Below are 22,804 nucleotides of genomic sequence, written 5' to 3'. Positions count from 1 at the left end.
TAATCTCCATGGACGACGTAGTAATACCGCATTCGGATGTGTACCAGAGTTGGCAAAACCACCTCTTCAATTTCAAGCTGGACGATCCCAAAACCGGGGCGCTCGGCCTGCGCAAGCCGCAACTAGCCGCGCTCTACGCGACCCTTGGTCATCTGTTGGTCGACCCCACCGTTACAGCCACCGTGGTCATGCCCACCGGTACTGGGAAAACCGACACAATGCTCGCGCTGATCATCGCGGCGAGAATGAGACGGACCCTGATCCTTGTTCCTTCGGACGCCCTCAGAGCTCAATTGGTGAGCAAGTGCGGGGAGCTGAAGACCCTTCGTACTGTTGGGGCGGTATCGGACATGGCGCGCAACCCCATTGTTGCGGCCATCGATTCGAAGCTATCTGAGGCGCAGGTTGCCGAGTTGGCTGCCGCGAACATCATTGTGGCCACTCCCCAGGCCTTGCAGCTATTCGAGGACGCCGCTCTGGGGGCGCTGGTGAATATGTGTAGCCACCTGATGATCGACGAGGCTCACCATGTTGTAGCAGTCAGTTGGAGTCGGATCAAGACAGCCTTCATGGGCAAACCTTGCATACAGTTCACGGCGACTCCCTTCCGGGAGGATGGTCTCGCTCTGGGTGGCAAGATCGTCTACAACTACCCGCTCAGGGATGCGCAGATTGATGGCTATTTCAAAGGTATCGAGTTCCATCCGGTAAGAGAATACAACCTCAAGCTGTCCGACCAGGCCATCGCTGATAAGGCAGTTGAGCTGCTCCGGGCCGACCTCGATGCAGGCTATAACCATTTGATGATGGTGCGCGCAAAGTCGCATAAGCGGGCGACAGACCTGTTTGAGCTTTACAAGCAGCACCCCGATCTGATGCCAGTCTTGATCCACAGCAAGGTGCCGGACCAGGCCAAGGTCATGGCGGAGATCGTGAATAAGAAGCACCGGATCATCGTCTGCGTCGACATGCTAGGCGAAGGATTCGATCTGCCCGAGCTTAAGATCGCCGCCATTCATGATCAACACCAAAGCCCTGCAGTGACGCTTCAGTTCATTGGTCGGCTGACAAGGGTAGATGCGGCTCTTGGTGACGCCAAGTTCGTTGCCAATATCGCTAACCAGAGGACCGACCACCAAATGGCCGCCCTTTATAAGGAGAGCGCCGACTGGGGGGCGGTCATTCGCGACGTAAGCGAGCAGAAGGTAGGCCGGGAAATTGAAAAGGCTGAGTTCAACGAGCAGTTTGCCGAAGGTGACGATGCCCAGGTGATCTTCGGACTGAACCCGAACCCCAAAATTAGCGCCGTGGCATACCACGTTCTTCCGAAGGACTGGACGCCACAACGTGCGCAGGGTCTGGATGGGCGAAGAGAACTGCTGCAATACATCTCGATCAACGATGAAGCCAATACAGTAATTGCCATAACCAGGCGAGAGACGCCAGTTGGATGGGCTCAGACCGAAGAAATCATCGATACCAACTGGAATCTATACATAGCGTTCTATGACAAGACGCGGAACACTCTATTCGTTCACGCCTCCGGTGACGACACCCAGGCCACACGCTTTCTCAACTTGGTAGCACGTGCTCCCCGTCGCATCAGTGGTGAGCCGACATTCCGTGCGCTCCATGACATAAAATTGATGAAGCTGCAGAACGTTGGCCTATCACGTGCAAGGAAAGACCTTCGGTTCACGATGCACGTGGGGCGCGATATCAATCAAGTAATTAGTGATATCGAGAAAGGTAGTGCGACAAAATCTAATATTTTTGCGACTGGTTTCGAGGGTGGAGAGCGGACTACCGTTGGTTGCTCGCACAGAGGCAAAATCTGGGAAATGAACTCCTCGCCTATTAATTACTGGGTTGATTGGTGCAGGCGGATGTCCGTAAAACTGAATGACAGCACCATCGACCCAGCTGATGTACTCAAGAACGTCATGCGCGTCGAGAAAATCAGTGGAGGTTGGCCGGAAGGGCTGTTTTACGCAGACTGGCCTGAATCGATCGCGATCGAGAATGAGCAGAGGATCTCGCTGCTCTTTGAGGGAGAGACTTATAACCTTCTCGACGTTGAGCTTGGTAAACCTGAGTATCGTGGCGCCCGGACGTTGGATATCCCACTCTGGATCGCGGGTGTCGATGGCGAGGAGCGCCTCCTCACTTCCATTGCAATCAATTTGTTGGAGGACGGATACAAGACTTCCTGCCCCGGTGTGAAGCTCCTCTACCCATACGAAATGCCATTAGATGCCTACTTGGATGGAGAGCCGCTTGTGCTGCTCAAGGTCGACGGATCCATGGTGCAGGGTAACTATCGCCACTATTCGCTCAGCAGCATGGATGTAAAGCTGCCCGCTGGTTTGCTCGAGCCTTGGGATTGGGGGGCGACAAAAATTCATCAAGAGTCTATGCGTGCTGAGCGACGTGAGGATTCTGTACAAGGCTTCACCTTTTCCAAGATCGCTGATGACTACTCGATCGTCTTCAACGATGACGGAAAAGGCGAAATTGCTGACTTAGTGGCAATTCGGGAAAGTAAGGGCGCTATCTACGTTGACCTCTACCACTGCAAGTTCTGCCCAATGACGGATGGCGTGGCCGCGCCGGGGGCACGCGTCGCCGACGTCTACGAGGTATGCGGTCAGGCATCGAGATCGGTGAAATGGCTGTATACGAGCGATAAGTTCTTTAACCGGCTGATGGATCGCTACCAGCAATCACTGCTTAAGGATTTCGACAGAATCCTGAAGGGCACGCCTCAGCATATAGAGATACTTCGCAACAAATGCCACGACCATGAGTTGATCTTTAAATTTGTGATCGTACAGCCCGCGATATCGGCCGAGAAGGTGTCGAAGGATCAGCTTGCCGTTTTAGGAACGAGCTACTCCTACATCAAGAGCATCTCGGGGTCGGACATCAAGGTCATAGTTAGCCCTTAATCGACTTGTGAATAGCCTAGTTATGGGCACGGAGAGTTGCGCCGGCGGGGTCAAGGTCGCCAACAATAATCGGACGGGTCCACTCCTGCTAGACACGCCGCTGCCGAAAGCGGACCGCGCGGGAGGCTAGGGTGCAGATGGCGTTCGTGATTGACGTTTGGGTTCCTAGCCTGCGATCAATTTTTTGGCTGAACTAGGCGTGGGGGGCGATCCTGTGGGGAAACGTCCAGGCAGCTGCGCGTTTCGCACTGATGTCTGAGCGCGCGTGGCGGCCTCCCGTTTCTGTTAGCACGTCGAGCACTTGCCGTTTCGAGGCTAGCTCTTTATGTCCGTTTTAGACCCTGGTTGCTGGCTGGCACGGTGACGAGGCAGCGCTCGCTGTGATTCTTTCAGTGAAGGTGAACTTGATGTGTTGGCTGGTCGTGGTTGGAGGATCATCGACTGCTGCCCCCCCCCCCGTCAGGCCTAAGTGGTAACGTTGAAAGAACAAACGGGAGGCTGGATCACTCCGCTTCTCGCTCGCTGAAGGCATGAGCTGCATATAGTGATGCATTTGCGCTGCTGATCAAAATTGTGATCTATGCCGAGAGGCCGCTTTTACTTTCAAACGTCCTCTGCGGAAGGGAAGCGGTCGCTTAGGCTGGTGGTGGTAGGTGCCAGGCGGGTCCATCTCCTAGTACCTGTGCGTCAAAGAACAGCCTCGGATCATCAAGCAGGGGTTCGGTGGTGCGCATTGCCGGATCCACTGTCTCATCTATGGTCCAAGACGCGCCTTCTGCGGTATGCACCAGAAGGTAGTGAGTCGTCAGAGCTGCGAGGTTTGACTTAAAGTCGAATGAGCAGACTCGATCACGTATGCGCTGTCGCCGAAGGTCAGCTGTTGCGCTGTCCCGCTCAGCGTCCACCACAACGTGGGCGGCTCCAAGAGTGCATCCTTTCAGCTGCGCATCGATCTCAGCGAGCTTCGAGCCGAAATGCCGGGCTCTTGCGCTCATGGACTCTTCATTCACCGTGTCCCAGCTACAGAGGGCAATAGCGTCGAAGCTATCGAGGTATCTCGGATCGAGCTCGTGTCCTTCACCACGGGCACCCAAGAACACCCGCTGCGATGGAACAACGGATCCGGTAAATAGTCGAAACAGTTTTGGCCCCACGAGAAGGGCTCCGACTTCGGTATCAGCTACGATCGCCGCTAGGTCGCCTTGCCGGATACTGCCCCTCGCTTGGTTGTCCTCCCACTCGTAACATTCGCTGCAGTCGTCAAGAGAGGCTTGCATATGTTCCGCAAGGTACATATCGGGCACAGCTGAGAGCTCAGTCTTGAACGTTACGTCTAGATGTTTGAAGGCTCCGACCGCATTGACTTTGGCACAAGCGGGGGAAAACAGTCGTCGTGCTCGGTCTGACTCCATCTCCTCATAAGCACCCGGTCGCAATCTTTTACATTCGATCCTGATGGTGCCCTCGTCAAAGATGAGTTCGAGATCTGGGGTTTTGAGGTTGCACTCGGGAATGAACCTTACGCGGAACCCCTCCAGCAGATAGCGGGCTGCTACTGCCAGTTCTAGCAGGGTTCCCTCGGGATGCTTGTTCTTAGGGTTCAGAAACTCTTTCGCTCTTTGCTCCGCGCCTTCGGTGAAGTAGAGCTTCTTCAATGCGCTGCCTATGAGTTTCAGGAATGGAATTACTCGAGGGGCAAGTCGAGCATCGAAGAAGCGCCTATCCTCCACCAAGGCGATGGCTTGCAGCAGAAGGCCGGCGGTCATATCGCCTGGAGGCAGTAAATCGACTGGTGCCGGCCAAAGTATAGAGCCATCTGCAGGGATGGATGCCTTTAGGAACTGAACCTTCGCAGCTTGGATTCTATCTACCAATGACGGCCCTGCAACATGGTGCATCCAGAGGAGCGCTCTTCCGACCTCTTTGTCCATCTCAATAGGTATTTCCATTTCCAAGCCTTCGCGGTGCCCTACCTAATCATAACTGTTAACAGTGGATCCGCTCTCCGAACCCTGCTGTTGGCTGGTTCTGGTCGTCAGTCCGCACACAGCTTTAGTAGAGCGATTTCTGCCAATGTTCACTGACTAGGACAGCTCATGTTGGATTGGTGCGGGTCGCAGGAATTGTAAAGTGCATGTGCTCGCACGAAGCGCGCGAGTGACGCTCCAGCAGCCATTGGTCCGTCAATGGATGCTTTGGAGGCGTTGGCGTAGCGTTCGGCGGAGACCACACATGCGGCATCGGTTCAGTCGTTGCGTTCTTGGATTGACGCGAGAAGTGTTAAGGGACGCTGTCGTGATCCCTCCCTTCCATAGCGTTTTCTACGTTTTCGTTACTTTTTGTTTGAAACAGCGATGACAAGCGTGGAGAAAAGTCCAATAAAAGCAAGTGGTTGTGTCCTTTCGGGATGGTTTATAGGGGGGTGCTTATGTGCACAACCGTTGTGGTTTATGATTTTTACGGATGCAGATGAAACCCCGGTAAGCCCCTGTGCTTGCTGGGGTTTTTCTTTTCTGCACGGGACGTTCGGGTTCCTGCATGTCTGACGCCGGTCTTCTATCTCTGGTCGTGGCACGATGGGTCATTGCTCAAGGAAGGAGTGACGGCATGCGACTGACCGACCAGGAACTCAAGCACGTGCTCAATGTCGACTGGGGAATGCGGTTCTGGCGCTGGTTCCGCTGGGTGCTGCTGGTCATCCTGGCAGTGGCCGCGACCGGTGGTCATACCGGCCTGATGAAACAGGCACCGAATGCGTGGCTGATCGCCGGCGCGGTCTATCTGCTGGTCGCCTGGCCCGGGCTCTGCCGCGCGTATGTCTATCGGTCGCTGCGGCGCATGATCGAGGCTGACCCGGAGGCGCGGGAGCAGCTGCGCCAGGCGATGCATCGCCGGCGATGAGCGGATGCCTGCCGCGCGGCGGCGCCGTCCTCCCGCAGCCCGGTGAACGCGATTGCGTGGCAGGCCGCGCTCCCATCGCGCGCACGCGGCGAGAGGCCGCACGCGCGTTGTGCCCCGCAACATGCGTTTTCGTGCACCGCGTCTTGCAAAAAAACGATGTCCTCCTCTATGGTGCAATCGATTGCATTGCAGCGGATCGTCAGCGTTTGATACCGGTTGGGAGGCCGGAAGACGGATGTCCATCCATTCGATCAGACCGGCGTCGTCATCGGGGCCGGGGCTCACGCGGCGTGACGCCCTGCGCCTGGCGGCCGCCGCGAGCCTTGGGCTGGGTGCTGCGGGAGTGCTGCCGGCGTTTGCCGCGGCCGCGCCGCTCAAGGGCAACCTGAAGCACGCCGTCGCCCGCTGGACCTTTCCGCAGCAGTCGGTCGCCCAGCTGTGCAGGACGGTGCAGGACATCGGGTTCGCCGCCATTGATCTGGTCGGCCCGGAGGACTGGCCCACGCTGAAGGCCCATGGCGTGTACAGCTCGATGTGCAACGGCGCGGAGCTCGGCCTCACCAAGGGCTTTGCCGGCCGCGAGTTCCACGACGCGCTGGTAGAACGCTACACGCGGCACATCGATCTGGTCGCCGATGCCGGCTATCGCAACCTCATCTGCTTCTCCGGCAATCGCAACGGCATGGACCCCGATGAAGGCATGGCCCATGCCGAGGCGGGGCTCAAGCGCATCCTCCGGCATGCCGAGAAACGCAACGTCGTGCTGGTGATGGAGTTGCTGAACTCCAGGGTCGATCATCCCGACTACCTCTGCGATACCTCCGCCTGGGGCGTCGAGCTGTGCCAACGGATCGGCTCGGATCATTTCGGCCTGCTCTACGACATCTACCACATGCAGATCATGGAGGGCGACATCATCGCCACCATCGGCAGGCATCACGCGTACTTCAAGCACTACCACACCGCGGGCGTGCCTGGCCGGCACGAGATCGGGGATCAGCAGGAACTGAACTATCCGGCCATCTGTCGCGCGATCCGCGACACCGGTTTCGATGGGTATCTGGCGCAGGAATTCATGCCTGCGGCGCCAGATCCCGTCGGCTCACTGCGCGAGGCGATCCGCCTCTGCGACGTCTGAAACGATATCCACCTAGGTGAAACAGACCCATGGCAGACAATCATTACGACGCCATTGTCGTCGGCTCGGGAATCAGTGGCGGTTGGGCGGCGAAGGAATTGACGGAGAAGGGCCTCAAGGTCCTGATGCTGGAACGAGGCCGCAACATCGAGCACGTGAAGGACTACGTCAACGCGATGAAGGAGCCGTGGGACTTCCCGCATCGTAACCGGCCAACCCAGGCGATGAAGGCCGCCTTCCCGGTGCTCATGCGCGACTACGCGCTGGCCGAGAACCTCCAGGGCATGTGGGCCGACGAACAGGAATCGCCCTACATCGAGACCAAGCGCTTCGACTGGTTCCGCGGCTACCACGTGGGCGGTCGCTCGCTGATGTGGGGGCGGCAGAGTTATCGCCTGGGCGACCTGGATTTCCAGGCGAACCTCAAGGATGGCATCGCCACTGACTGGCCCATCCGTTATGCCGACATCGCGCCCTGGTACGACTACGTGGAGAAGTTCGCCGGCATCGCCGGCACGCGCGAAGGGCTGGATGTGTTGCCGGACGGCGAGTTCCTGCCGCCGATCCCGTTGAACATCGTCGAGAAGGACGTGGCCGCGCGGATCAAAAAGGCCTTCGGCGGCACCCGGCACATGATCCACTCGCGCACGGCGAACATCACCCAGCCGATGCCCGAGCAGGGCCGCGTCAACTGCCAGTACCGCAACAAGTGCATCCTGGGCTGCCCGTTCGGCGCCTACTTCTCGACCCAGTCGGCGACGCTGCCGGCCGCCATGAAGACCGGCAACCTGACGCTGCGCCCCTTCTCGATCGTCAAGGAAGTGCTCTACGACAAGGACCGCAAGCGTGCGCGCGGCGTGGAAGTCATCGATGCCGAGACCGGGCAGACCTACCAGTACACGGCCAAGGTGATCTTCCTCAACGCATCCTCCTTCAACTCGACCTGGCTGTTGATGAACTCGGCCACCGATGTCTGGGAAGGCGGGCTGGGCTCTGCGTCTGGCGAACTGGGGCACAACGTGATGGACCATCATTTCGGCGCGGGAGCCTCCGGCCGGGTCGAGGGCTTTGAGGACAAGTACTACTTCGGCCGGCGTCCCTGCGGCTTCTACATTCCCCGTTTCCGCAACGTCGCCGAGGAAAAGCGCGGCTACATGCGGGGCTTCGGTTACCAGGGCGGCGCGAGCCGCAACGGGTGGTCGCGCGAGATCGCCGAGCTGAACATCGGTGCCGACCTGAAGGAGGCGCTGACCGTACCCGGCGACTGGCGCATCGGCATGACCGGGTTCGGCGAGATGCTGCCGCACCACGACAATACGATCCGCTTGGATCCGGACCGCAGGGACAAGTGGGGGTTGCCGGTGTTGGCGATGGACGTTTCCATGCGCGCCAACGAAATGGCCATGCGCAAGGACATGGCCGCCGATGCCGCCGAGATGCTGGAGGCCGCCGGCGTCAAGGACGTGGAGATGCACGACAACGACTATGCCCCGGGCAAGGGCATCCATGAAATGGGAACCGCGCGCATGGGGCGTGACCGCAGGAACTCCGTGCTGAACCAGCACAACCAGGTATGGGATGCGCCCAACGTCTACGTGACCGACGGAGCCTGCATGACCTCCAGCGGCTGCGTGAATCCTTCGCTGACCTACATGGCGCTGACGGCCCGGGCCGCCGACCACGCCGTGCGCGAACTGAAAGCGGGGAATCTCTGATGGACCGCCGCGAACTGCTGAAGATGATCGTCGCCGCCACCGGTGCGGCCATGATCGGCCTGCCCGCGCTTGTGCATGGACAGTCGCCCACCGCAGGAGCGAAGACCCTTTTCTCCGACGCCGATGTCGGCACGCTGGACGAGATTGCCGAGACCATCCTGCCGCGGACGAAAACGCCGGGGGCGAAAGACGCAGGCGCCGGTGCGTTCATGACGACGTTCGTCACGGACTGCTACACGCAGAAGCAGCAGGCGGCGTTCCGCGCCGGCCTGGCCGATATCGACAAACGCGCCGGAGGCCGCTTCGTTTCACTCGCGCCGCAGGACCGTACCGGACTCCTGCGCGCGCTGGATGCAGAAGCCAGGAAACACGCAGTCGAGGTCACCGAGACCGGCACCGCCGAAGCAGGCGAGGCGATGCCGCACTACTTCACGATGATCAAGCAGCTCGCCATCTTCGGCTTCTTCACGTCGAAGGTCGGCGCGACCGAGGTGCTGAAGTATGTCGCCGTGCCGGGCCGCTACGACGGCGACCTCGCCTATGTTCCCGGTACGCCCGCCTGGGGGACCAGCTGATGGACCGCAGCATCATGACCCGCCCGTTGCTGATGGCGGTGGGCCTGCTGGCCACCGCAGCTGTGTCTGCACAGGCCAACAGTGATCCCGCGCGCGATCCAGCGAAGACCGAGGTGTGGACCCCCGTGCCCGCGAGCGTGGCCACGCCGCCGGGCGGTGCGCCCTCCGACGCGGTCGTGCTGTTCGATGGCAGGGATGTTTCCGCCTGGGAGTCCGAGCAGGGGGGGCGCGTGCCTTGGAGCGTCGCCGACGGTGCGCTGACCGTGGTTCCCGGCAGCAAGGGCATCCGGACCCGGCAGCGCTTCTGCGACATCCAGCTGCACGTCGAATGGCGCTCGCCCATCGCGACAAAGGGCTTCAACGGCCAGGATCGGGGCAACAGCGGCATCTTCCTGCAGGAACTGTATGAGCTGCAGGTGCTCGACAGTTACAACAATCCGACCTATGCCAACGGCCAGGCGGCCTCGATCTACAAACAGGCCATGCCGCTGGTGAACGCCTCGCGTGCGCCGGGTGAGTGGCAGGCCTACGACATCATCTGGAAGGCACCGCGCTTCTCGCCGGGCGGCGGGCTCACCTCGCCCGCCCGCATCACCGTGCTGCACAACGGCGTGCTGGTGCAGAACGACACCGTCCTGGCCGGCAAGACCGAGTACATCGGCGCGCCTTCGTACTCGCCGCATGCGTGTGCGCCGATCTACCTGCAGGAGCACGATTCCAGGGTCAGCTACCGCAACATCTGGGTGCGCGAGCTGTAGCGCCGACGCGAAACGGCTGCTGGCGACGGCGCGGGCAGCCTAGCGCGCCAGGTAACTGGCGATATCGTCGATCTCCTGGGGCGACAGCTGTGGAAACGGCGGCATCAATCCGCCGCCCTTGCTGATCTTCTCCTTGATCTGCGCCGGCTGCAGCCGCTTGGCGACGTCGGTGAGCGCGGGGAACGTTGGCGGAACACCGGCGCGCTCGGCACCGTGGCAGGCCGTGCAGTGGGTTGCGTAGAGGGTCGCGCCGGCCGCGGGGTCGTCCTTGGACCACGCCTCAGGGGCAAGCAGCGCACTCGATGCCAGTACGGCGATGATCGGGATCAGTCTGAAACGCGTATTCAAGCATTACTCCTTTGCTGGCTGGCGCGGTGCGCTGGCGGGCAGGCGGGCAGTCAGGTGTCTGCGCAGGTAGTCCGCCCCGGCCTGGATGACCTTGGCCGGATCACGCGGCTGGTCGTGTTCGATGATGTACCACCGCACCCCGGCATCGGCCGCGGCCGGCAGGATCGTGTTCCAGTCGAGGACACCCTGGCCGACGGCGGCAAAGCCGCCTTCGTCGGCGTGACCCTTTGGCGCATTGTCCTTGGCGTGTACCGCGAACAGGCGGCCGCGGAATGTCTCCAGCATGGCCGCCGGATCATGACCCGCACGCGCGACCCAGGCCAGGTCCAGCTCGGTCAGCAGATCGGGTCCGGCGGCCGCGAACAGCAGTTCCAACCCTGTCCTGCCGTTGAAGTCGACCAGCTCGAAGTCGTGGTTGTGGTAGGCCAGCTGCATGCTCTTGGCCCGTGCCTGCCTCGCGATTCCGCCGAGTTCCCGGCCCAGTGCGGTCCAGCCTGCGGCATCGGTGGGCCGATCCTTTTCGTCCAGGTAGGGCACCACCAGCGTCGTGTTGCCGATGGACCGGTTGAAGGCCACCACGCCGTCCAGGTCCCTGCGCAGCTCGGCCAGTTGCACGTGGGACGAAATCGCCTTGATCGCGTACCTGTCCAGCAGCTGCTTGAGTTCGGCGGCGCTGACGCCCTGCGTGCCCACCGTTTCCACCGCCCCCACGCCCGCGTCATGGACGATCTTCAACTGCTGGTCGAGCGAGCCGGCGTTGCGCAGTGTGTACATCTGCACGGCGATGGGCTGCTGCGGGGTGACCATGTCGTGCGCGAAGGCGGGCAGGGCAGCGAGCAGCAGAGCGAGGATTGCAGTTCCGCGAACAGAGGTGTTCATCAAGAGAGTCTCCCGGGAGTCAGCCGATGGTGGTCCAGGCACGTGTCCTGGCCGATGCGATGACGCGGTCTACGATCCGCGCCGAGCGCAGTCCGTCGTCGAAGGTGGGCAGGCCCTGCGGCCGCTCGCCTTCGATGGCGCGATAGGTGTCGGCGACGAACGCCTCGAAGCAATGGCCGTAGCCCTGCGCGTGCCCGGCTGGCAGGACAGACAGCCGGCGCTGTTCGGCACTGCCGGCCCCCGGCCCACGGACGAAGGTCTCCTCGCGCTGGTCGGGCAGGCCGATCCACAGCCGCTCGGCGTCCTCCTGGTTGAATGCCATGCTGGACCTGCCGCCATCGATCTCGAACCAAAGGCGATTGTGGCGTCCGGCCGAGACCTGGCTGACCGTCAATGACGCCAGCGTACCTGCGCCGGTCCTGAACATCGCTGCCGCCACGTCCTCGCTCGCGACCGCCTGCATCGCGCCACCCGCCACCGCGGTGGTGAAGCTCTGCCCAGTGTCGATGCTGCGCTCGGCGATCACGGTGGCGAAAGCCGCGCTGACGTCCACGAAACGCTCGCCGCTGACCCATTCCACCAGGTCGCACCAGTGCGAGCCGATGTCGGCGAACACGCGCGACGCGCCGCCCAGCGCCGGGTCCACGCGCCAGTTGTTGCTGGCGGGGTCCAGCAGCCAGTCCTGCAGGTAGCTGCCGTGGATCAGGTGCAGCGGCCCCAGCTCGCCCTGCGCGATGCGTGCGCGTGCCTCGCGGACCACCGGGTGGTAGCGGTAAACGAAGGGCACCGTGGCGACCAGCCCGGTCGAGGTGGCCAATGCCGCCAGGGCCTCGGCGTCTTCCAGCGTCGTCGCCAGCGGCTTCTCGCAGATCACGTGTTTGCCGGCTTCCAGTGCCGCCTGCGCCATGGGGCGGTGCAGGTGATTGGGCGTACAGATGTGCACGACCTGCACCTGGGGATCGGTGACCACCTCCTCGATGTCACGATAGCCGCGCGGAACATTCCACGCCTGCGCCACCTCCTCTGCGCGTTGCGGCGAAGAGGCGGCCACGCCGCGCACCTCGGCACCGGCCAGCAGCGCCGCGCGACGATGCACGGCGCCGATCATGCCCGTGCCCACAATGGCGATTCCAAGCTTGCGCATCGGGTGGGTTCCTCAGTGCGTGGTGGGCGCGGCGGCAAGCACCGGCCGGTCGCGGAACAGCAGCAGGAAAGCGATCAGCACGACCAGCGCGACGCCGGCCGGGAACAGCCAGATCCGTTGCCAGTCCGGGCCCGCGGCGGTGGTGTAGTGCTCGACCACCGCGCCGGACAGGAACGTGCCGATCAACATGCCGACGCCGTAGGTGGCCAGGGTGATGAAGCCCTGCGCGCTGCTGCGCGCGGCGGGGCCGGCATGCGCATCGGTGTAGATCTGGCCGGTGACGAAGAAGAAGTCGTAGCAGATGCCGTGCAGCACGATGCCGATCACCAGCAGGGAGAAGCCGCCGCCCGCATCGCCAAAGGCGAACATGGCGTAGCGCACCACCCATGCGGCCATGCCGACCGCCAGCATCGTCTTGACCCCCAGCCGCACGAACAGGAACGGCATGGCCAGCATCAGCAGGACTTCGGAGACCTGCCCCAGGGATTGCAGGCCGGCCGCGCCGCGCACGCCCAGGTCGTTGAGGTACGGATTGGTGAAGTTGTAGTAGAACGACAGCGGGATGCAGATGGCGATGGATGCCAGGAAGAACACCAGGTAGGAGCGCGACTTCAGCAGCCGCAGCGAATCCAGGCCCAGGATCTGCCCCAGCCCGGCGTCGCGCTGCTGCGCAAGCGGCGGCGTGTGCGGCAGCGTGAACGCATACAGGCCCAGCGCCAGCGACGCCATCGCCGCCATCCGGAACGTCAGCTCGAGCCGATGCGCCTGTTCCCAGCCCAGCCAGCCGATCAGCACGCCCGCCACGATCCAGCCGACGCTGCCGGCCACCCGCACCAGCGGGAAGTGTTTCTCAGGCGAGTGCATGTGCCGCATCGCCACGCTGTTGGCCAGCGCCAGCGTCGGCATGAACAGCAGCATGTACCCCATGACGTAAGCGGAGAAGGTGCTGAAGTCGGTCGCCGTGGACGCCAGCCACATCAGCGCCGCGCCGGCGAGGTGCAGCACCGCGAGGATGCGCTGCGCCGCGAAGTAGCGATCCGCGATCAGGCCGACCAGGAAAGGCGCGACGATGGCGCCGATCGATTGGCTGAGGAACGCCGTCGCTACCTGGCTCGCGCTGGCCTGCAACGGCCCCTGCACCAGGTACGTTCCCAGGGTGACGAACCATGCCCCCCAGATGAAGAACTGCAGAAACATCATCGCGCCCAAGCGCGACATGGTGTGCGTCATGGCTTGCCCTCCCAGGCAGTGATGGCTCAGATCCCCAGCATGCGGCGCAGGGATCCAGGATCGGTGCCGCTGTCGGCAAAGTCGTCGAAGGCGCGTTCGGTCACGTGGATGATGTGGTCGCGGATGAAGGCGGCCCCCTCCCGGGCGCCGTCTTCGGGGTGCTTCAGGCAGCACTCCCACTCCAGGACCGCCCAGCCCGGGAAGTCGTACTGCGCGAATTTCGAGAAGATCGCCTTGAAGTCGATCTGCCCATCGCCGAGCGAACGGAACCGCCCCGGACGATCGATCCAGTCCTGGTAGCCGCCATAGACGCCACTGCGCGCACTGGTGCGGTACTCCGCGTCCTTGACGTGGAAGATGCCGATACGGTCGTGATAGCGGTCGATGAAGCCCAGGTAGTCCATCTGCTGCAGCAGCAGGTGGCTGGGGTCGTACAGGATCTTGGCGCGGGGGTGGTGGTCCACCACGTCAAGGAAGCGCTCGAAGGTCGCGCCGTCATGCAGGTCCTCACCCGGGTGGATCTCGAAGCACAGGTCCACGCCGCAGGCGTCGAAGGCATCCAGGATGGGGCGCCAGCGGCGGCCGAGTTCGGCGAAGGCTTCTTCCACCAGCCCGGGCGGACGTTGCGGCCACGGATAGAAATAAGGCCAGGCCAGCGCGCCGGAGAACGTGGCATGCGCCGTCAATCCCAGGCGCTGGCTGGCCTGGGCGGCCAGCAGCAACTGCTCCACCGCCCAGGCCTGGCGGGCGGCCGGATCGCCGCGTTTGTCGGGCGGCGCGAACCCGTCGAACAGGCTGTCGTAGGCGGGATGGACGGCGACCAGCTGCCCTTGCAGATGAGTGGACAGCTCGGTGATCTGCAGCCCCTGTCCGGTCAGCATGCCGGCGACGTCGTCGCAGTAGGCCTGGCTCCGGGCCGCCTCGGCCAGATCGAACAGGTGGGGCGCGCTGGTGGGCACTTGTACGCCAGAATAGCCCAGCCCCGCGGCCCACTTGGCCAGCGTGTCCAGCCGATCGAATGGAGGTGTGTCGCCGATGAACTGCGCCAGGAAAAGCGCTGGACCCTTGAGCGTCTTCAACGTGATTCATCCTCGATGCAATCGATTGCATTATCCTAGCAGGGGCTTTCGCAGGACGCGTTGTGCAGTGCACAGCGGACAGAAACACTGACGCCATGGCAACCATCTACGACATCGCAAAACACGTTGGCGTCTCCGCCGGCACGGTGTCGCGGGCGCTGTCCCGGCCGGAGAAAGTCCTGCCGGCCACGCGTACCCGCATCGAGCAGGCCGCCGCCGCGCTGGGCTATGTGCCCAACACGGTTGCCCGCACGCTCAAGACCCAGCGCAGCGGCAAGATCCTGGTCACCGTCCCGGACATCGCCAATCCGTTCTTCGCCCAGATTCTGCAGGGTGCGGAGGACGCCGCGCAGGCCGTTGGCTACGCCGTCCTGCTGGGCGATACCCAGCATCAACCCGACCGCGAGGAGCGCTACGCGCAGATGCTCCGGCGCAACGAGGCCGACGGTCTGATCGTGCTGGGGCATCGCCTTCCGCCGACGGCGCGCGCGATCGTCCAGCAGCTGGGCGCCGCGGCGCCGGTGGTCAATGGATGCGAGTTCGATCCTGCGGTCGGGATTCCCAGTGTCCACATCGACAACGCGGCCGCCGCGCGCGCCGTGATGGAACACCTGTATGGACTGGGACACGAACGGATCGCCGTGGTGGGCGGGCCGCCCGACAATCCCCTCCACCAGCAACGGCTCGAAGGGGTTCGCGCCGCCGCCAGGGCGCGTGGCCGCCTGCGCCAGCTGGGCGTGGTACCGGGCGACTTCTCCGTCGAATCCGGTCACGCGGCCGGGATGGCGCTGTTGGCGCGCGCGCCGGTGCCGACCGCGGTGTTCTGCTTCAGCGACCAGATGGCGCTGGGCGTCCTGGCGGCCTGCCGTGATCTGGGCATCCGGGTGCCGGGTGATCTGTCCGTCGTCGGCTTCGACGACCTGGCGTCGTCCTGTTACCTCACGCCGCCGTTGACGACCATCCGGCAACCGATGCGCGAGATCGGTGCCCGCGCGGTCAACCTGCTGCTCGCCATCATCGAACGTGTCGATGTGCCGCTTCAGCAGACGCTGGATTTCAGCTTGATGCTGCGGGGCTCGACGGCTGCGCCCGCACCACATCCACTACCATGGGCCACCCGTCAGGATGCGCCCGCATGTCCATAGTGATCCCCGCGTTGCCCAAGCCGCCCACCGCCCGCATCGCGGCCTGGTTGCTGATGCTGCTGGGCATGTGGCTGACCTTGAAACTCGGGCTGGTGGTGACCCTGCTGTCGGGCCTGCTGGTGTTCCACCTGACCCACCTGCTGGCCTCCACCGTCGAAGGCAAGCTGCCGCCCGGGCGCGCACGCGCCTATTCGGTGATCGTGCTGTCGGCGCTGATCATCGGCGTGCTGACGCTGGCGGCGATCGGCATCGCCTCGTTTTTCCGCAATGAAACCGGTGGGCCGGATGCGCTGCTGATGCGGCTGATGGACATCCTCAATACCTCCCGCCACCAGGTGCCGGACCTGCTGCAGCCGTACATCCCCGAAGACCTGCAGGCGCTGCGCACGGCGATGAACGACTGGGCCGCCACCCACCGCCAGCAGCTGGGCATCGCCGGCACCTCGGCGGTGCAGATCAGTGTGCGGATCCTGATCGGCATGGTGCTGGGCGCGATGATCGCGCTCTACGACGAGCTGCCGCTGCCGAAAATGGGGCCGCTGGCGCGCGAGCTGATCGGCCGCACCAGTCGCCTCGCCACGGCCTTCCGCCAGGTGGTGTTCGCGCAGGTGAAGATCTCCCTGCTTAATACGCTCTTCACCGCCATCTTCCTGCTCGGGGTGCTGCCGCTGTTCGGCGTGCACCTGCCGCTGTCCAAGACACTGGTGCTGATCACCTTCCTGGCCGGCCTGCTGCCGGTGGTGGGCAACATCATCTCCAACACCATCATCACCATCGTGGCGCTGTCGGTGTCGTTCTACGTCGCCGTGGTCGCACTGCTGTACCTGGTGGTCATCCACAAGCTGGAGTATTTCCTCAACGCGCGCATCGTCGGTGGCGAGATCCAGGCGCGGGCGTGGGAGCTGCTGCTGGCGATGCTGGTGATGGAAGCTGCCTTCGGTCTGCCGGGTCTGGTCGCGGCGCCGGTGTTCTACGCCTACATCAAGCGCGAACTGCTGGACCAGCGCTGGATCTGAGCCGGGGCGGCCGCGTGTGCCGCGTTGCCGCCAGGCCCGGCGCGGTCTATAACGCCTGTGGGTCTCCAGAGGAACGGCACCATGGCGTCGAACGGTCCACGAGCGTCAGCTGACAAGGGAAAGCCCTCGATCGCTGACGGCGAACCTCGGTTGCTGTCAGGCGGCAACCCGCAGATTCCCAAAGGCGAGGGCGATGGCCCGGTGCAGGCCTATATCGCGGCCATGCCCGGCTGGAAGCGTGCAGTGGGTGAACGGCTGGATGCGCTGATCGTGGCCACCGTCCCGGGGGTGCACAAGGCGGTCAAATGGAACTCGCCGCTGTACGGGATCGAAGGCGATGGCTGGTTCCTGAGCCTGCATTGCTTCACCCGCTACATCAAGGTCGCGTTCTTCCGGGGGAAGGCACTGCAGCCGGTCCCGCCGGTCGCCTCCAAAAGCCAGGACACGCGCTACCTGCATATCGAGGAAGGCGTGCCGCTGGACGAAGCGCAGTTCCGTGCCTGGGTACAGCAGGCCAGCCGGCTGCCCGGCGAACGGATGTGAGGGCAGGGCTGCCCTAGAGCTTCAGGTTCAATGACACGTAGGCCGAGCGCCCCGGTGCCGGCGAGAACATCGGCTGGTCATCGCCGCCCCAGAAGAAGGTGTCGTACCACGCATAGGCGTAGTCGCGGCCGGTCAGGTTCTTGACCTGCACATCGACACTCAGCCGCTCGGACAGCTGGTAAGACCCGCTGGCATCGAGCACCGCGAAGGCGCCGAATTTTCCCTGCGTGTTGCGCTCTTCAATGTAGTAATCGCCCTGCATCCGGCCCTGCAGCCCGAAGCTCCAGCGTTCGTTGCTGCGGTAGTCGAGCCCGAGGTTGCTGATGTAGCGCGGCGTGGCGATGACCTCGTTGCCGGCGAGGGCGGTGCCGTCGGTGTTGAACGCGCGGACCACCTTGGCCTGCTGGATCGCGTGCGAAGCCCACAGCGTCCAGTGGTCGCCCAGCCGCGAGCTGAACTGCAGATCGACGCCTTCGCGACGGGTCTGGCCGAGGCCGACCGAGGTGCCGGTGGCCGGCATGTTGGCGACTTCGTCGGTCGCGTCCTGGCGCCACACCGCGATGCGCGCGTCGGTGCCGACGGCCGGAGTGAACTTGATGCCCACCTCCTTGCCGGTATTGATCGAGGGCCGGAACGTGTCCTGGCCGGCGGTGAGGTAGGCCGGTGCGGTGGAACCGTTCAGCACCTGGAACGTCCTGCCCCAGTTGGCATAGACGTTGAGCGCGGGGGTGATCGCATAGACCACGCTCAGTTTGGGCTGTTCGATGGTGCCGTAGCGCTGCAGCGGGGCGGTGATGCCACCCGGCAGGCGGGTGCTGCCGGAGAAACGGTCGACGCGGTAGGCCGGCACGATCTTCAACGCAGGCGTGGGCTGGTACACGGCCTGTACGTACGCACCGAGGTTGTCCAGCGTATAGCGATCATCGTTCTGGATCCGCGCCGGAGTCGAGAAATCGGTGGGAACGGAATGGGCATAGCGCAGGCGACGGTAGGTGTTGTCCTGGTGCTCGGCATTCAGACCGCCCTCGACCGTCAGTGCTGGCGTGGCTGCCCAGGTCAGCGTGCTGAGCAGGCCGGTCTGTGTCTCATCCCATTGGCGGCGCTGGCGCGGTGCGTTGCCGGGCACGTAACTGGTGAAGGTCACCTGCCGGTCGTCTTCGTAGCGGTTGTAGTACAGCTTGTTGCTGAGGTGCACCGTATCGCTGAGCTGCAGGTCCAGATGGGTACTGAGATGGCGCATGTCGCGGTCGTCGACGTCGTTGGCATTCTTGAGTGCGGATCCTCGGCGGTCCGTGGCCAACTCATCGGCGGTCATGAAACCGGGCTCGTCCGCCTCGTGGTGGTAGATGCGCGCGATCAGACCGAGGTTGAACAGGTCACCGTCGCCGCTGTAGAACCACTTGCCGCCCAGCGAGTACTTCTTCGAACGGTCATGGTCGCGGTAGCCGTCGGAGGCCTGCGAGGCCAGGAAGTAGTTCTGCGCGACACCGTTGGCTTCGCGTCCGATCGCGACCTGCGCTTCGCGGGTGTTGTAGCTGCCATACGTGAGCCGCGCATCGGTGTAGGTACCGCCTTGGCGGGTGCCGAGATTGATGTTGCCGCCGATGTTGTGCAGGCCGTAGCGCGGGTCGTTGGTGCCGCGCACGACCTCGATGTAGTCGATGTCCAGCGGAAACACCATGTCGATGAAGCGCTGGTTGCCGCTGTTGACGTTGCTGGGAATGCCGTCGATCAGGATTTTGATGCCGTTGAGGTAGCCCTCGCCATTGAACGCGCGGAAGGTGGCCTTGCCGGACTCCGCGCCCTGGCGGGTTTCGGTCAATTGCATGCCCGGCATCTGGCCGAGCAGTTCCCAGCTGTTGGAGACGTTCTTCTCATGCACCTGGTCGCCGCCCATCACATCCACCGAGGTCAGCACGCGGTTCGCGGCGAGGGGACGGCGGGAGCCTTCCCGCACGTGCACGCTGCCCAGGGTGATTGCCGCATCGCTGGACTGCGCGTGCGCTTCGCCGGCGCACAGGGTCGCCAGCACGGCGGACACCATTGCCTTGGTTCTCATCTAGTTGTGCCTTTCAGTAGCCGTGAGGACAGGGGTAGGGCAAGCGGACAGAGGTCGCTCGCTGATGGGATGGGTGCCAATAAAGAAATAATATAACATTGCATTAATGTTCGCTTCCCCTGGGTTCTTGATGGGCTCTTCGATCAGGTCTATAAGTCGCACGAAGGGCGCCGCCGACCGGGCCGCCCATGGCGATCGGTGGTGACCTCATGACCCAGCCCAAAGCCCGTACTACGCCGCGCGCTGCCGCCGCCAGCGAGCCGTCCGCCTCACAGCAGATCGATGCGCGCATCCAGTCGCTGGATGATTGGCGGGGCGAGACCCTGGCGCGCATCCGCAGCCTGATCCACGAGGTCGATCCGGCGGTGGTGGAAACCTGGAAGTGGCGAGGCGTGCCCGTGTGGGAGCATGACGGCATCCTGTGCACCGGCGAGACCTACAAGGCGGCCGTGAAGCTGACCTTCGCGAAGGGCGCGGCGTTGCCCGATCCGAAGGGGCTGTTCAATGCCAGCCTGGAGGGCAACACGCGCCGCGCCATCGATCTGCACGAGGGCGAAACGATCAGCGCCACCGCGTTCAAGGCATTGATCCGCGCCGCGATCGCGCGCAACCGGGCAGCGAAGCCTCCCGCCGCTGCAGCGCGTGCGAAGGCGAGCCAGCGCTCTGCCTGAATCATCACGACCTCCTGCACTGGAACACGCCGCGCGATTCGGCAACGATGAAGGGCTGGGCGAGGCGGCAGCGATGCGGCCGGCCCATTCCCCCCCAACGTTTCCAGGATGTGCCTGTGCTGAGTGTGATCGGCTGTTTGCTTGCGTTGTATCTGGTATGGCGGCTGATCTGGCCGCTGCGGTTGCCGCGTCCGGTTCGGCTCGTGCTGGGGCTGCTGGTGGTGGCACTGGCGCTGCACCACCGGATCGTGGCGCAGTTCGCCGGGACCATGGCCTCGCCCGAGATTCCCAAAGCGTTGATCGCGGTGCTTGCAACCGGGTTCACCACGCTGCTGATCAGTGCGGTGTTCGTGCTTGTCCTGGATGCGCTGCTGCTGATCGCGCGACTGGTGCGGGCGCGGCGCGTGCTGCCGATCCTGCGTGCGCCGTGGCTGCGCCCTGCGGCGGGCACACTGGCGTTGCTGCTCTCCGCCTACGGTATCTGGCAGGGCATGGCGGTCCCCAAGCCGCGCCAGATCGAGGTGGCCATCGACGGGTTGCCGGCCGCGTTCGACGGCTATCGCGTGCTTCAGCTCACCGACATCCACGCCAGCCGCCTGCTCACCGGTGCCTGGGTCGAGAAGGTGGTGGCCGAGAGCAACGCCCTGCATCCTGACCTGGTGGTGATCACCGGTGATCTGATCGACGGCACTGTCAGCGCCCGCGCCAACGACTTCGCGCCTCTGGCCAGACTGCAGGCACCCGATGGCGTCATCGCCATCACCGGCAACCACGAGTACTACGCGCAGTACGCCGAGTGGATGCAGGCGTTCCGGGGGCAGGGCATGCAGGTGCTGGAGAACAGCCACACCCGGGTGCAGCGCCAGGGCGCCACGCTGACCATCGCCGGCGTCACCGATCCGGTGGCCGCGCGTTACGGCCTGCCCATGCCGGACCTCGCCACCGCGCTCGCCGGGGCAGACCCGCAGGCGCCGGTGATCCTGCTCGACCATCGCCCGGTGGAGGCACGCGCCAATGCCGCGAAGGGTGTGGCGCTGCAGCTCTCCGGCCACACCCATGGCGGCCACATCGTCGGCATGGACCAGCTGGTCAAGCGCGCCAACGGCGGCTTTGTATCCGGCCGCTACGAGGTGGATGGCATGACGTTGTATGTCAGCAACGGTGCCGGACTGTGGCCGGGCTTCGCGGCACGTATCGGTGTGCCGTCGGAGATCACGCTGATTACGCTGCGGAGGGGATGAGCCGATGCCTTGGAGTGAACGCCAGGAATGCGCAGGTGGCCTGGAGATGGCGGCACCGACTGCCGTGACCGGGGTCGTGCTGCCGGATACCGAAGCCTGGTGGGTCCGCGACCCGACGGGCCGGGACTACCCGGTCTGGGTGGCCCTGCCCGCCGGGTATGAGCGCGATACCCACCTGCGCTACCCGGTGCTGTATGTCACCGATGCGCTGTACAGCTTTCCGCTCGTGCGCAGCGTGCGCAACATGGTCGGGCAGGGTGGCGCGCACCTGATGCCGTTCATCCTGGTCGGGCTGCCGCCGCAACAGGGGCTGAGCTCGCAGCAGAGCCGCTCACGCGACTACACGCCGACCCCGCCGGTGCGCTGTGCAGGCGATGACTACACCGATGGCATCATCTACGGCGGCGCTGCGCACTACCGCGATTTCCTGGAGGCGCATGTGCTGCCCCGGGTCGAGGCGCGCTATCGCACCGACCCGGCGCAGCGCGCCTTCGCCGGCCATTCGTACGGCGGGCTGTTCGGCATGTACGTGCTGCTGACCCGCCCCGCGATGTTCCAGCGATACCTGCTGTCCAGCCCATCGCTCTGGTTCGATCAGCACGTGATCGACCGGATCGAGGCGGACTATGCGGGCATGCACACGGACCTGGAGGCGCAGGTGCTGCTGTCGATTGGTGCGCATGAAACGCCCGCCTCCGATGCGCCGTTCGCCGCGCGCAACGACATGGTCGCGCATACCCGGCGCTTTGCCGATCGTCTGCACGGGCGCGGCTATCCCGGCCTGCAGCTGGAAACGCGCGTGGTCCCGGACGAGGATCACCTGACTGTCTACCCGGCCGTGCTGACCCGTGCGCTGCTGGCGATGTTCCCCAGTGCAACCCCGACCGCAACCATGTGAATGTCCCGCCAGTGGCCGTGCACGCCTCGGTCACTGCGCTGCGCGGAGGCTGGGCGTACGAGCCCTGACCCCGGAGATTCCATGACCACGCTGACCCTGCCCGAACTGGCCAAGAAGATGGCCAACATCGACTTCACCATGCTGCAGACCCATGCCGACAGCGGCGAGATCGCGGCGCGGCCGATGAGCAACAACGGTGATGTGGACTACGACGGCGACAGCTGGTTCTTCACCACCGAAGACACCGACATGGTCCGCGAGATCACGCACGACCCGAAGGTGGCGCTGAGCTTCACCGGCAGCAAGTCGCTGCTGGGCAAGCCGCCTCTGTTCGTGGCGGTGCAGGGCAGGGCGACCCTGATCCGCGACAAGGCGGTGATGCGGCAGCATTGGGTGAAAGATCTGGAGCGCTGGTTCGCGCAGGGGGTGGATAGCCCTGGGCTGGTTCTGATCCAGGTGGCTGCGGCGCGCATCCATTACTGGGATGGGGAAGACCAGGGCGAAATCCTGCGCTGA

At 63.6% G+C, this 22,804-nt stretch carries 20 protein-coding genes; 13 read left to right on the top strand and 7 right to left on the bottom strand.

What is annotated here, in order from left to right; translation table 11 throughout:
- The first annotated feature begins 8 nt into the window (after window positions 1-8).
- Window positions 9-2,948: a DEAD/DEAH box helicase gene (locus AB9O74_RS17305; protein WP_369350045.1), complete on the top strand. Its 2,940-nt coding sequence runs from the start codon at window positions 9-11 to the stop codon at window positions 2,946-2,948.
- A gap of 635 nt (window positions 2,949-3,583) precedes the next feature.
- Here AB9O74_RS17305 and AB9O74_RS17300 read toward each other — a convergent pair.
- Window positions 3,584-4,897, bottom strand: coding sequence for a hypothetical protein (locus AB9O74_RS17300; protein WP_369350044.1), 1,314 nt, complete (start codon window positions 4,895-4,897; stop codon window positions 3,584-3,586).
- Between the two features lie 658 nt (window positions 4,898-5,555).
- Here AB9O74_RS17300 and AB9O74_RS17295 point away from each other — a divergent pair.
- The 5 genes from AB9O74_RS17295 (at window position 5,556) to AB9O74_RS17275 (ending at window position 10,035) form a co-directional block, all read left to right on the top strand.
- Window positions 5,556-5,849: a hypothetical protein gene (locus tag AB9O74_RS17295; protein WP_179459535.1), complete on the top strand. Its 294-nt coding sequence runs from the start codon at window positions 5,556-5,558 to the stop codon at window positions 5,847-5,849.
- A 235-nt stretch (window positions 5,850-6,084) separates the two neighbouring features.
- Window positions 6,085-6,987 carry a hydroxypyruvate isomerase family protein gene (locus AB9O74_RS17290; RefSeq protein WP_369350043.1) on the top strand — a complete coding sequence of 301 codons (903 nt, stop codon included), beginning with the start codon at window positions 6,085-6,087 and terminating at the stop codon, window positions 6,985-6,987.
- Window positions 6,988-7,016: 29 nt separating this feature from the next.
- Entirely contained in the window at window positions 7,017-8,702 is a 1,686-nt protein-coding gene (locus AB9O74_RS17285; RefSeq protein WP_369350042.1) for a GMC oxidoreductase, read from the top strand.
- Window positions 8,702-9,277 (top strand): gluconate 2-dehydrogenase subunit 3 family protein, encoded by a 576-nt coding sequence (locus AB9O74_RS17280; RefSeq protein ID WP_369350041.1) that lies wholly within the window; start codon window positions 8,702-8,704, stop codon window positions 9,275-9,277. The genes AB9O74_RS17285 and AB9O74_RS17280 overlap by 1 nt, the downstream gene beginning before the upstream one ends.
- Complete coding sequence (locus AB9O74_RS17275) at window positions 9,277-10,035, top strand: DUF1080 domain-containing protein (RefSeq protein WP_369350040.1); 759 nt, start codon at window positions 9,277-9,279, stop codon at window positions 10,033-10,035. The genes AB9O74_RS17280 and AB9O74_RS17275 overlap by 1 nt, the downstream gene beginning before the upstream one ends.
- A gap of 39 nt (window positions 10,036-10,074) precedes the next feature.
- Here the strand turns inward: AB9O74_RS17275 and AB9O74_RS17270 are convergent, their stop codons facing one another.
- From AB9O74_RS17270 to AB9O74_RS17250, 5 genes are read right to left on the bottom strand one after another with little or no spacing between them, the layout of a single operon-like run.
- Window positions 10,075-10,353 (bottom strand): cytochrome c, encoded by a 279-nt coding sequence (locus AB9O74_RS17270; protein ID WP_369350059.1) that lies wholly within the window; start codon window positions 10,351-10,353, stop codon window positions 10,075-10,077.
- Window positions 10,354-10,386: 33 nt separating this feature from the next.
- Window positions 10,387-11,262, bottom strand: coding sequence for a sugar phosphate isomerase/epimerase family protein (locus AB9O74_RS17265; RefSeq protein WP_369350039.1), 876 nt, complete (start codon window positions 11,260-11,262; stop codon window positions 10,387-10,389).
- Between the two features lie 19 nt (window positions 11,263-11,281).
- A complete protein-coding gene (locus AB9O74_RS17260; protein WP_369350038.1) occupies window positions 11,282-12,406 on the bottom strand; it encodes a Gfo/Idh/MocA family protein in 1,125 nt (374 codons plus the stop codon).
- A gap of 12 nt (window positions 12,407-12,418) precedes the next feature.
- Window positions 12,419-13,636, bottom strand: coding sequence for a nucleoside permease (locus AB9O74_RS17255; protein ID WP_369350037.1), 1,218 nt, complete (start codon window positions 13,634-13,636; stop codon window positions 12,419-12,421).
- Between the two features lie 26 nt (window positions 13,637-13,662).
- Window positions 13,663-14,715, bottom strand: coding sequence for a sugar phosphate isomerase/epimerase family protein (locus AB9O74_RS17250; protein WP_369350036.1), 1,053 nt, complete (start codon window positions 14,713-14,715; stop codon window positions 13,663-13,665).
- Window positions 14,716-14,810: 95 nt separating this feature from the next.
- On the opposite strand from AB9O74_RS17250, the gene AB9O74_RS17245 reads away from it, so the two are divergent.
- The 3 genes from AB9O74_RS17245 to AB9O74_RS17235 all read left to right on the top strand — a co-directional run bounded on the left by AB9O74_RS17245 (window position 14,811) and on the right by AB9O74_RS17235 (window position 17,419).
- Window positions 14,811-15,860 carry a LacI family DNA-binding transcriptional regulator gene (locus AB9O74_RS17245; RefSeq protein ID WP_369350035.1) on the top strand — a complete coding sequence of 350 codons (1,050 nt, stop codon included), beginning with the start codon at window positions 14,811-14,813 and terminating at the stop codon, window positions 15,858-15,860.
- Window positions 15,851-16,876 carry an AI-2E family transporter gene (locus AB9O74_RS17240; protein ID WP_369350034.1) on the top strand — a complete coding sequence of 342 codons (1,026 nt, stop codon included), beginning with the start codon at window positions 15,851-15,853 and terminating at the stop codon, window positions 16,874-16,876. The genes AB9O74_RS17245 and AB9O74_RS17240 overlap by 10 nt, the downstream gene beginning before the upstream one ends.
- Window positions 16,877-16,957: 81 nt before the next feature.
- Complete coding sequence (locus AB9O74_RS17235) at window positions 16,958-17,419, top strand: DUF1801 domain-containing protein (protein ID WP_369350033.1); 462 nt, start codon at window positions 16,958-16,960, stop codon at window positions 17,417-17,419.
- Window positions 17,420-17,432: 13 nt separating this feature from the next.
- Here AB9O74_RS17235 and AB9O74_RS17230 read toward each other — a convergent pair whose 3' ends face one another.
- The gene (locus AB9O74_RS17230; RefSeq protein WP_369350032.1) at window positions 17,433-19,478 is read right to left on the bottom strand and encodes a TonB-dependent receptor; all 2,046 of its coding nucleotides are present in this window, start codon (window positions 19,476-19,478) and stop codon (window positions 17,433-17,435) included.
- Between the two features lie 209 nt (window positions 19,479-19,687).
- Between AB9O74_RS17230 and AB9O74_RS17225 the strand changes: the two genes are divergently transcribed.
- The 4 genes from AB9O74_RS17225 (at window position 19,688) to AB9O74_RS17210 (ending at window position 22,804) form a co-directional block, all read left to right on the top strand.
- The gene (locus tag AB9O74_RS17225) at window positions 19,688-20,149 is read left to right on the top strand and encodes a DUF1801 domain-containing protein (protein WP_369350031.1); all 462 of its coding nucleotides are present in this window, start codon (window positions 19,688-19,690) and stop codon (window positions 20,147-20,149) included.
- 116 nt (window positions 20,150-20,265) lie between these two features.
- A complete protein-coding gene (locus AB9O74_RS17220; RefSeq protein WP_369350030.1) occupies window positions 20,266-21,390 on the top strand; it encodes a metallophosphoesterase in 1,125 nt (374 codons plus the stop codon).
- Window positions 21,391-21,394: 4 nt separating this feature from the next.
- Entirely contained in the window at window positions 21,395-22,288 is an 894-nt protein-coding gene (locus tag AB9O74_RS17215) for an alpha/beta hydrolase (RefSeq protein ID WP_369350029.1), read from the top strand.
- A gap of 81 nt (window positions 22,289-22,369) precedes the next feature.
- Window positions 22,370-22,804, top strand: a complete 435-nt coding sequence (locus tag AB9O74_RS17210; protein ID WP_369350028.1) for a pyridoxamine 5'-phosphate oxidase family protein — start codon at window positions 22,370-22,372, stop codon at window positions 22,802-22,804.

This window comes from Stenotrophomonas sp. JAG2, from assembly GCF_041080745.1.
GTDB classification, from domain to species: Bacteria; Pseudomonadota; Gammaproteobacteria; order Xanthomonadales; family Xanthomonadaceae; genus Stenotrophomonas; species Stenotrophomonas maltophilia_AA.
This window is presented reverse-complemented; position numbering and strand designations above follow the sequence as displayed.

What these genes read in the sequence shown, in the direction of transcription:
- AB9O74_RS17305 (WP_369350045.1), top strand. Translation starts at nt 9, where the DNA reads ATGGACGACGTAGTAATACCGCATTCGGATGTGTACCAGAGTTGGCAA.
- AB9O74_RS17300 (WP_369350044.1), bottom strand. Translation starts at nt 4,897, where the DNA reads ATGGAAATACCTATTGAGATGGACAAAGAGGTCGGAAGAGCGCTCCTC.
- AB9O74_RS17295 (WP_179459535.1), top strand. Translation starts at nt 5,556, where the DNA reads ATGCGACTGACCGACCAGGAACTCAAGCACGTGCTCAATGTCGACTGG.
- AB9O74_RS17290 (WP_369350043.1), top strand. Translation starts at nt 6,085, where the DNA reads ATGTCCATCCATTCGATCAGACCGGCGTCGTCATCGGGGCCGGGGCTC.
- AB9O74_RS17285 (WP_369350042.1), top strand. Translation starts at nt 7,017, where the DNA reads ATGGCAGACAATCATTACGACGCCATTGTCGTCGGCTCGGGAATCAGT.
- AB9O74_RS17280 (WP_369350041.1), top strand. Translation starts at nt 8,702, where the DNA reads ATGGACCGCCGCGAACTGCTGAAGATGATCGTCGCCGCCACCGGTGCG.
- AB9O74_RS17275 (WP_369350040.1), top strand. Translation starts at nt 9,277, where the DNA reads ATGGACCGCAGCATCATGACCCGCCCGTTGCTGATGGCGGTGGGCCTG.
- AB9O74_RS17265 (WP_369350039.1), bottom strand. Translation starts at nt 11,262, where the DNA reads ATGAACACCTCTGTTCGCGGAACTGCAATCCTCGCTCTGCTGCTCGCT.
- AB9O74_RS17260 (WP_369350038.1), bottom strand. Translation starts at nt 12,406, where the DNA reads ATGCGCAAGCTTGGAATCGCCATTGTGGGCACGGGCATGATCGGCGCC.
- AB9O74_RS17255 (WP_369350037.1), bottom strand. Translation starts at nt 13,636, where the DNA reads ATGACGCACACCATGTCGCGCTTGGGCGCGATGATGTTTCTGCAGTTC.
- AB9O74_RS17245 (WP_369350035.1), top strand. Translation starts at nt 14,811, where the DNA reads ATGGCAACCATCTACGACATCGCAAAACACGTTGGCGTCTCCGCCGGC.
- AB9O74_RS17240 (WP_369350034.1), top strand. Translation starts at nt 15,851, where the DNA reads ATGTCCATAGTGATCCCCGCGTTGCCCAAGCCGCCCACCGCCCGCATC.
- AB9O74_RS17235 (WP_369350033.1), top strand. Translation starts at nt 16,958, where the DNA reads ATGGCGTCGAACGGTCCACGAGCGTCAGCTGACAAGGGAAAGCCCTCG.
- AB9O74_RS17230 (WP_369350032.1), bottom strand. Translation starts at nt 19,478, where the DNA reads ATGAGAACCAAGGCAATGGTGTCCGCCGTGCTGGCGACCCTGTGCGCC.
- AB9O74_RS17225 (WP_369350031.1), top strand. Translation starts at nt 19,688, where the DNA reads ATGACCCAGCCCAAAGCCCGTACTACGCCGCGCGCTGCCGCCGCCAGC.
- AB9O74_RS17215 (WP_369350029.1), top strand. Translation starts at nt 21,395, where the DNA reads ATGCCTTGGAGTGAACGCCAGGAATGCGCAGGTGGCCTGGAGATGGCG.
- AB9O74_RS17210 (WP_369350028.1), top strand. Translation starts at nt 22,370, where the DNA reads ATGACCACGCTGACCCTGCCCGAACTGGCCAAGAAGATGGCCAACATC.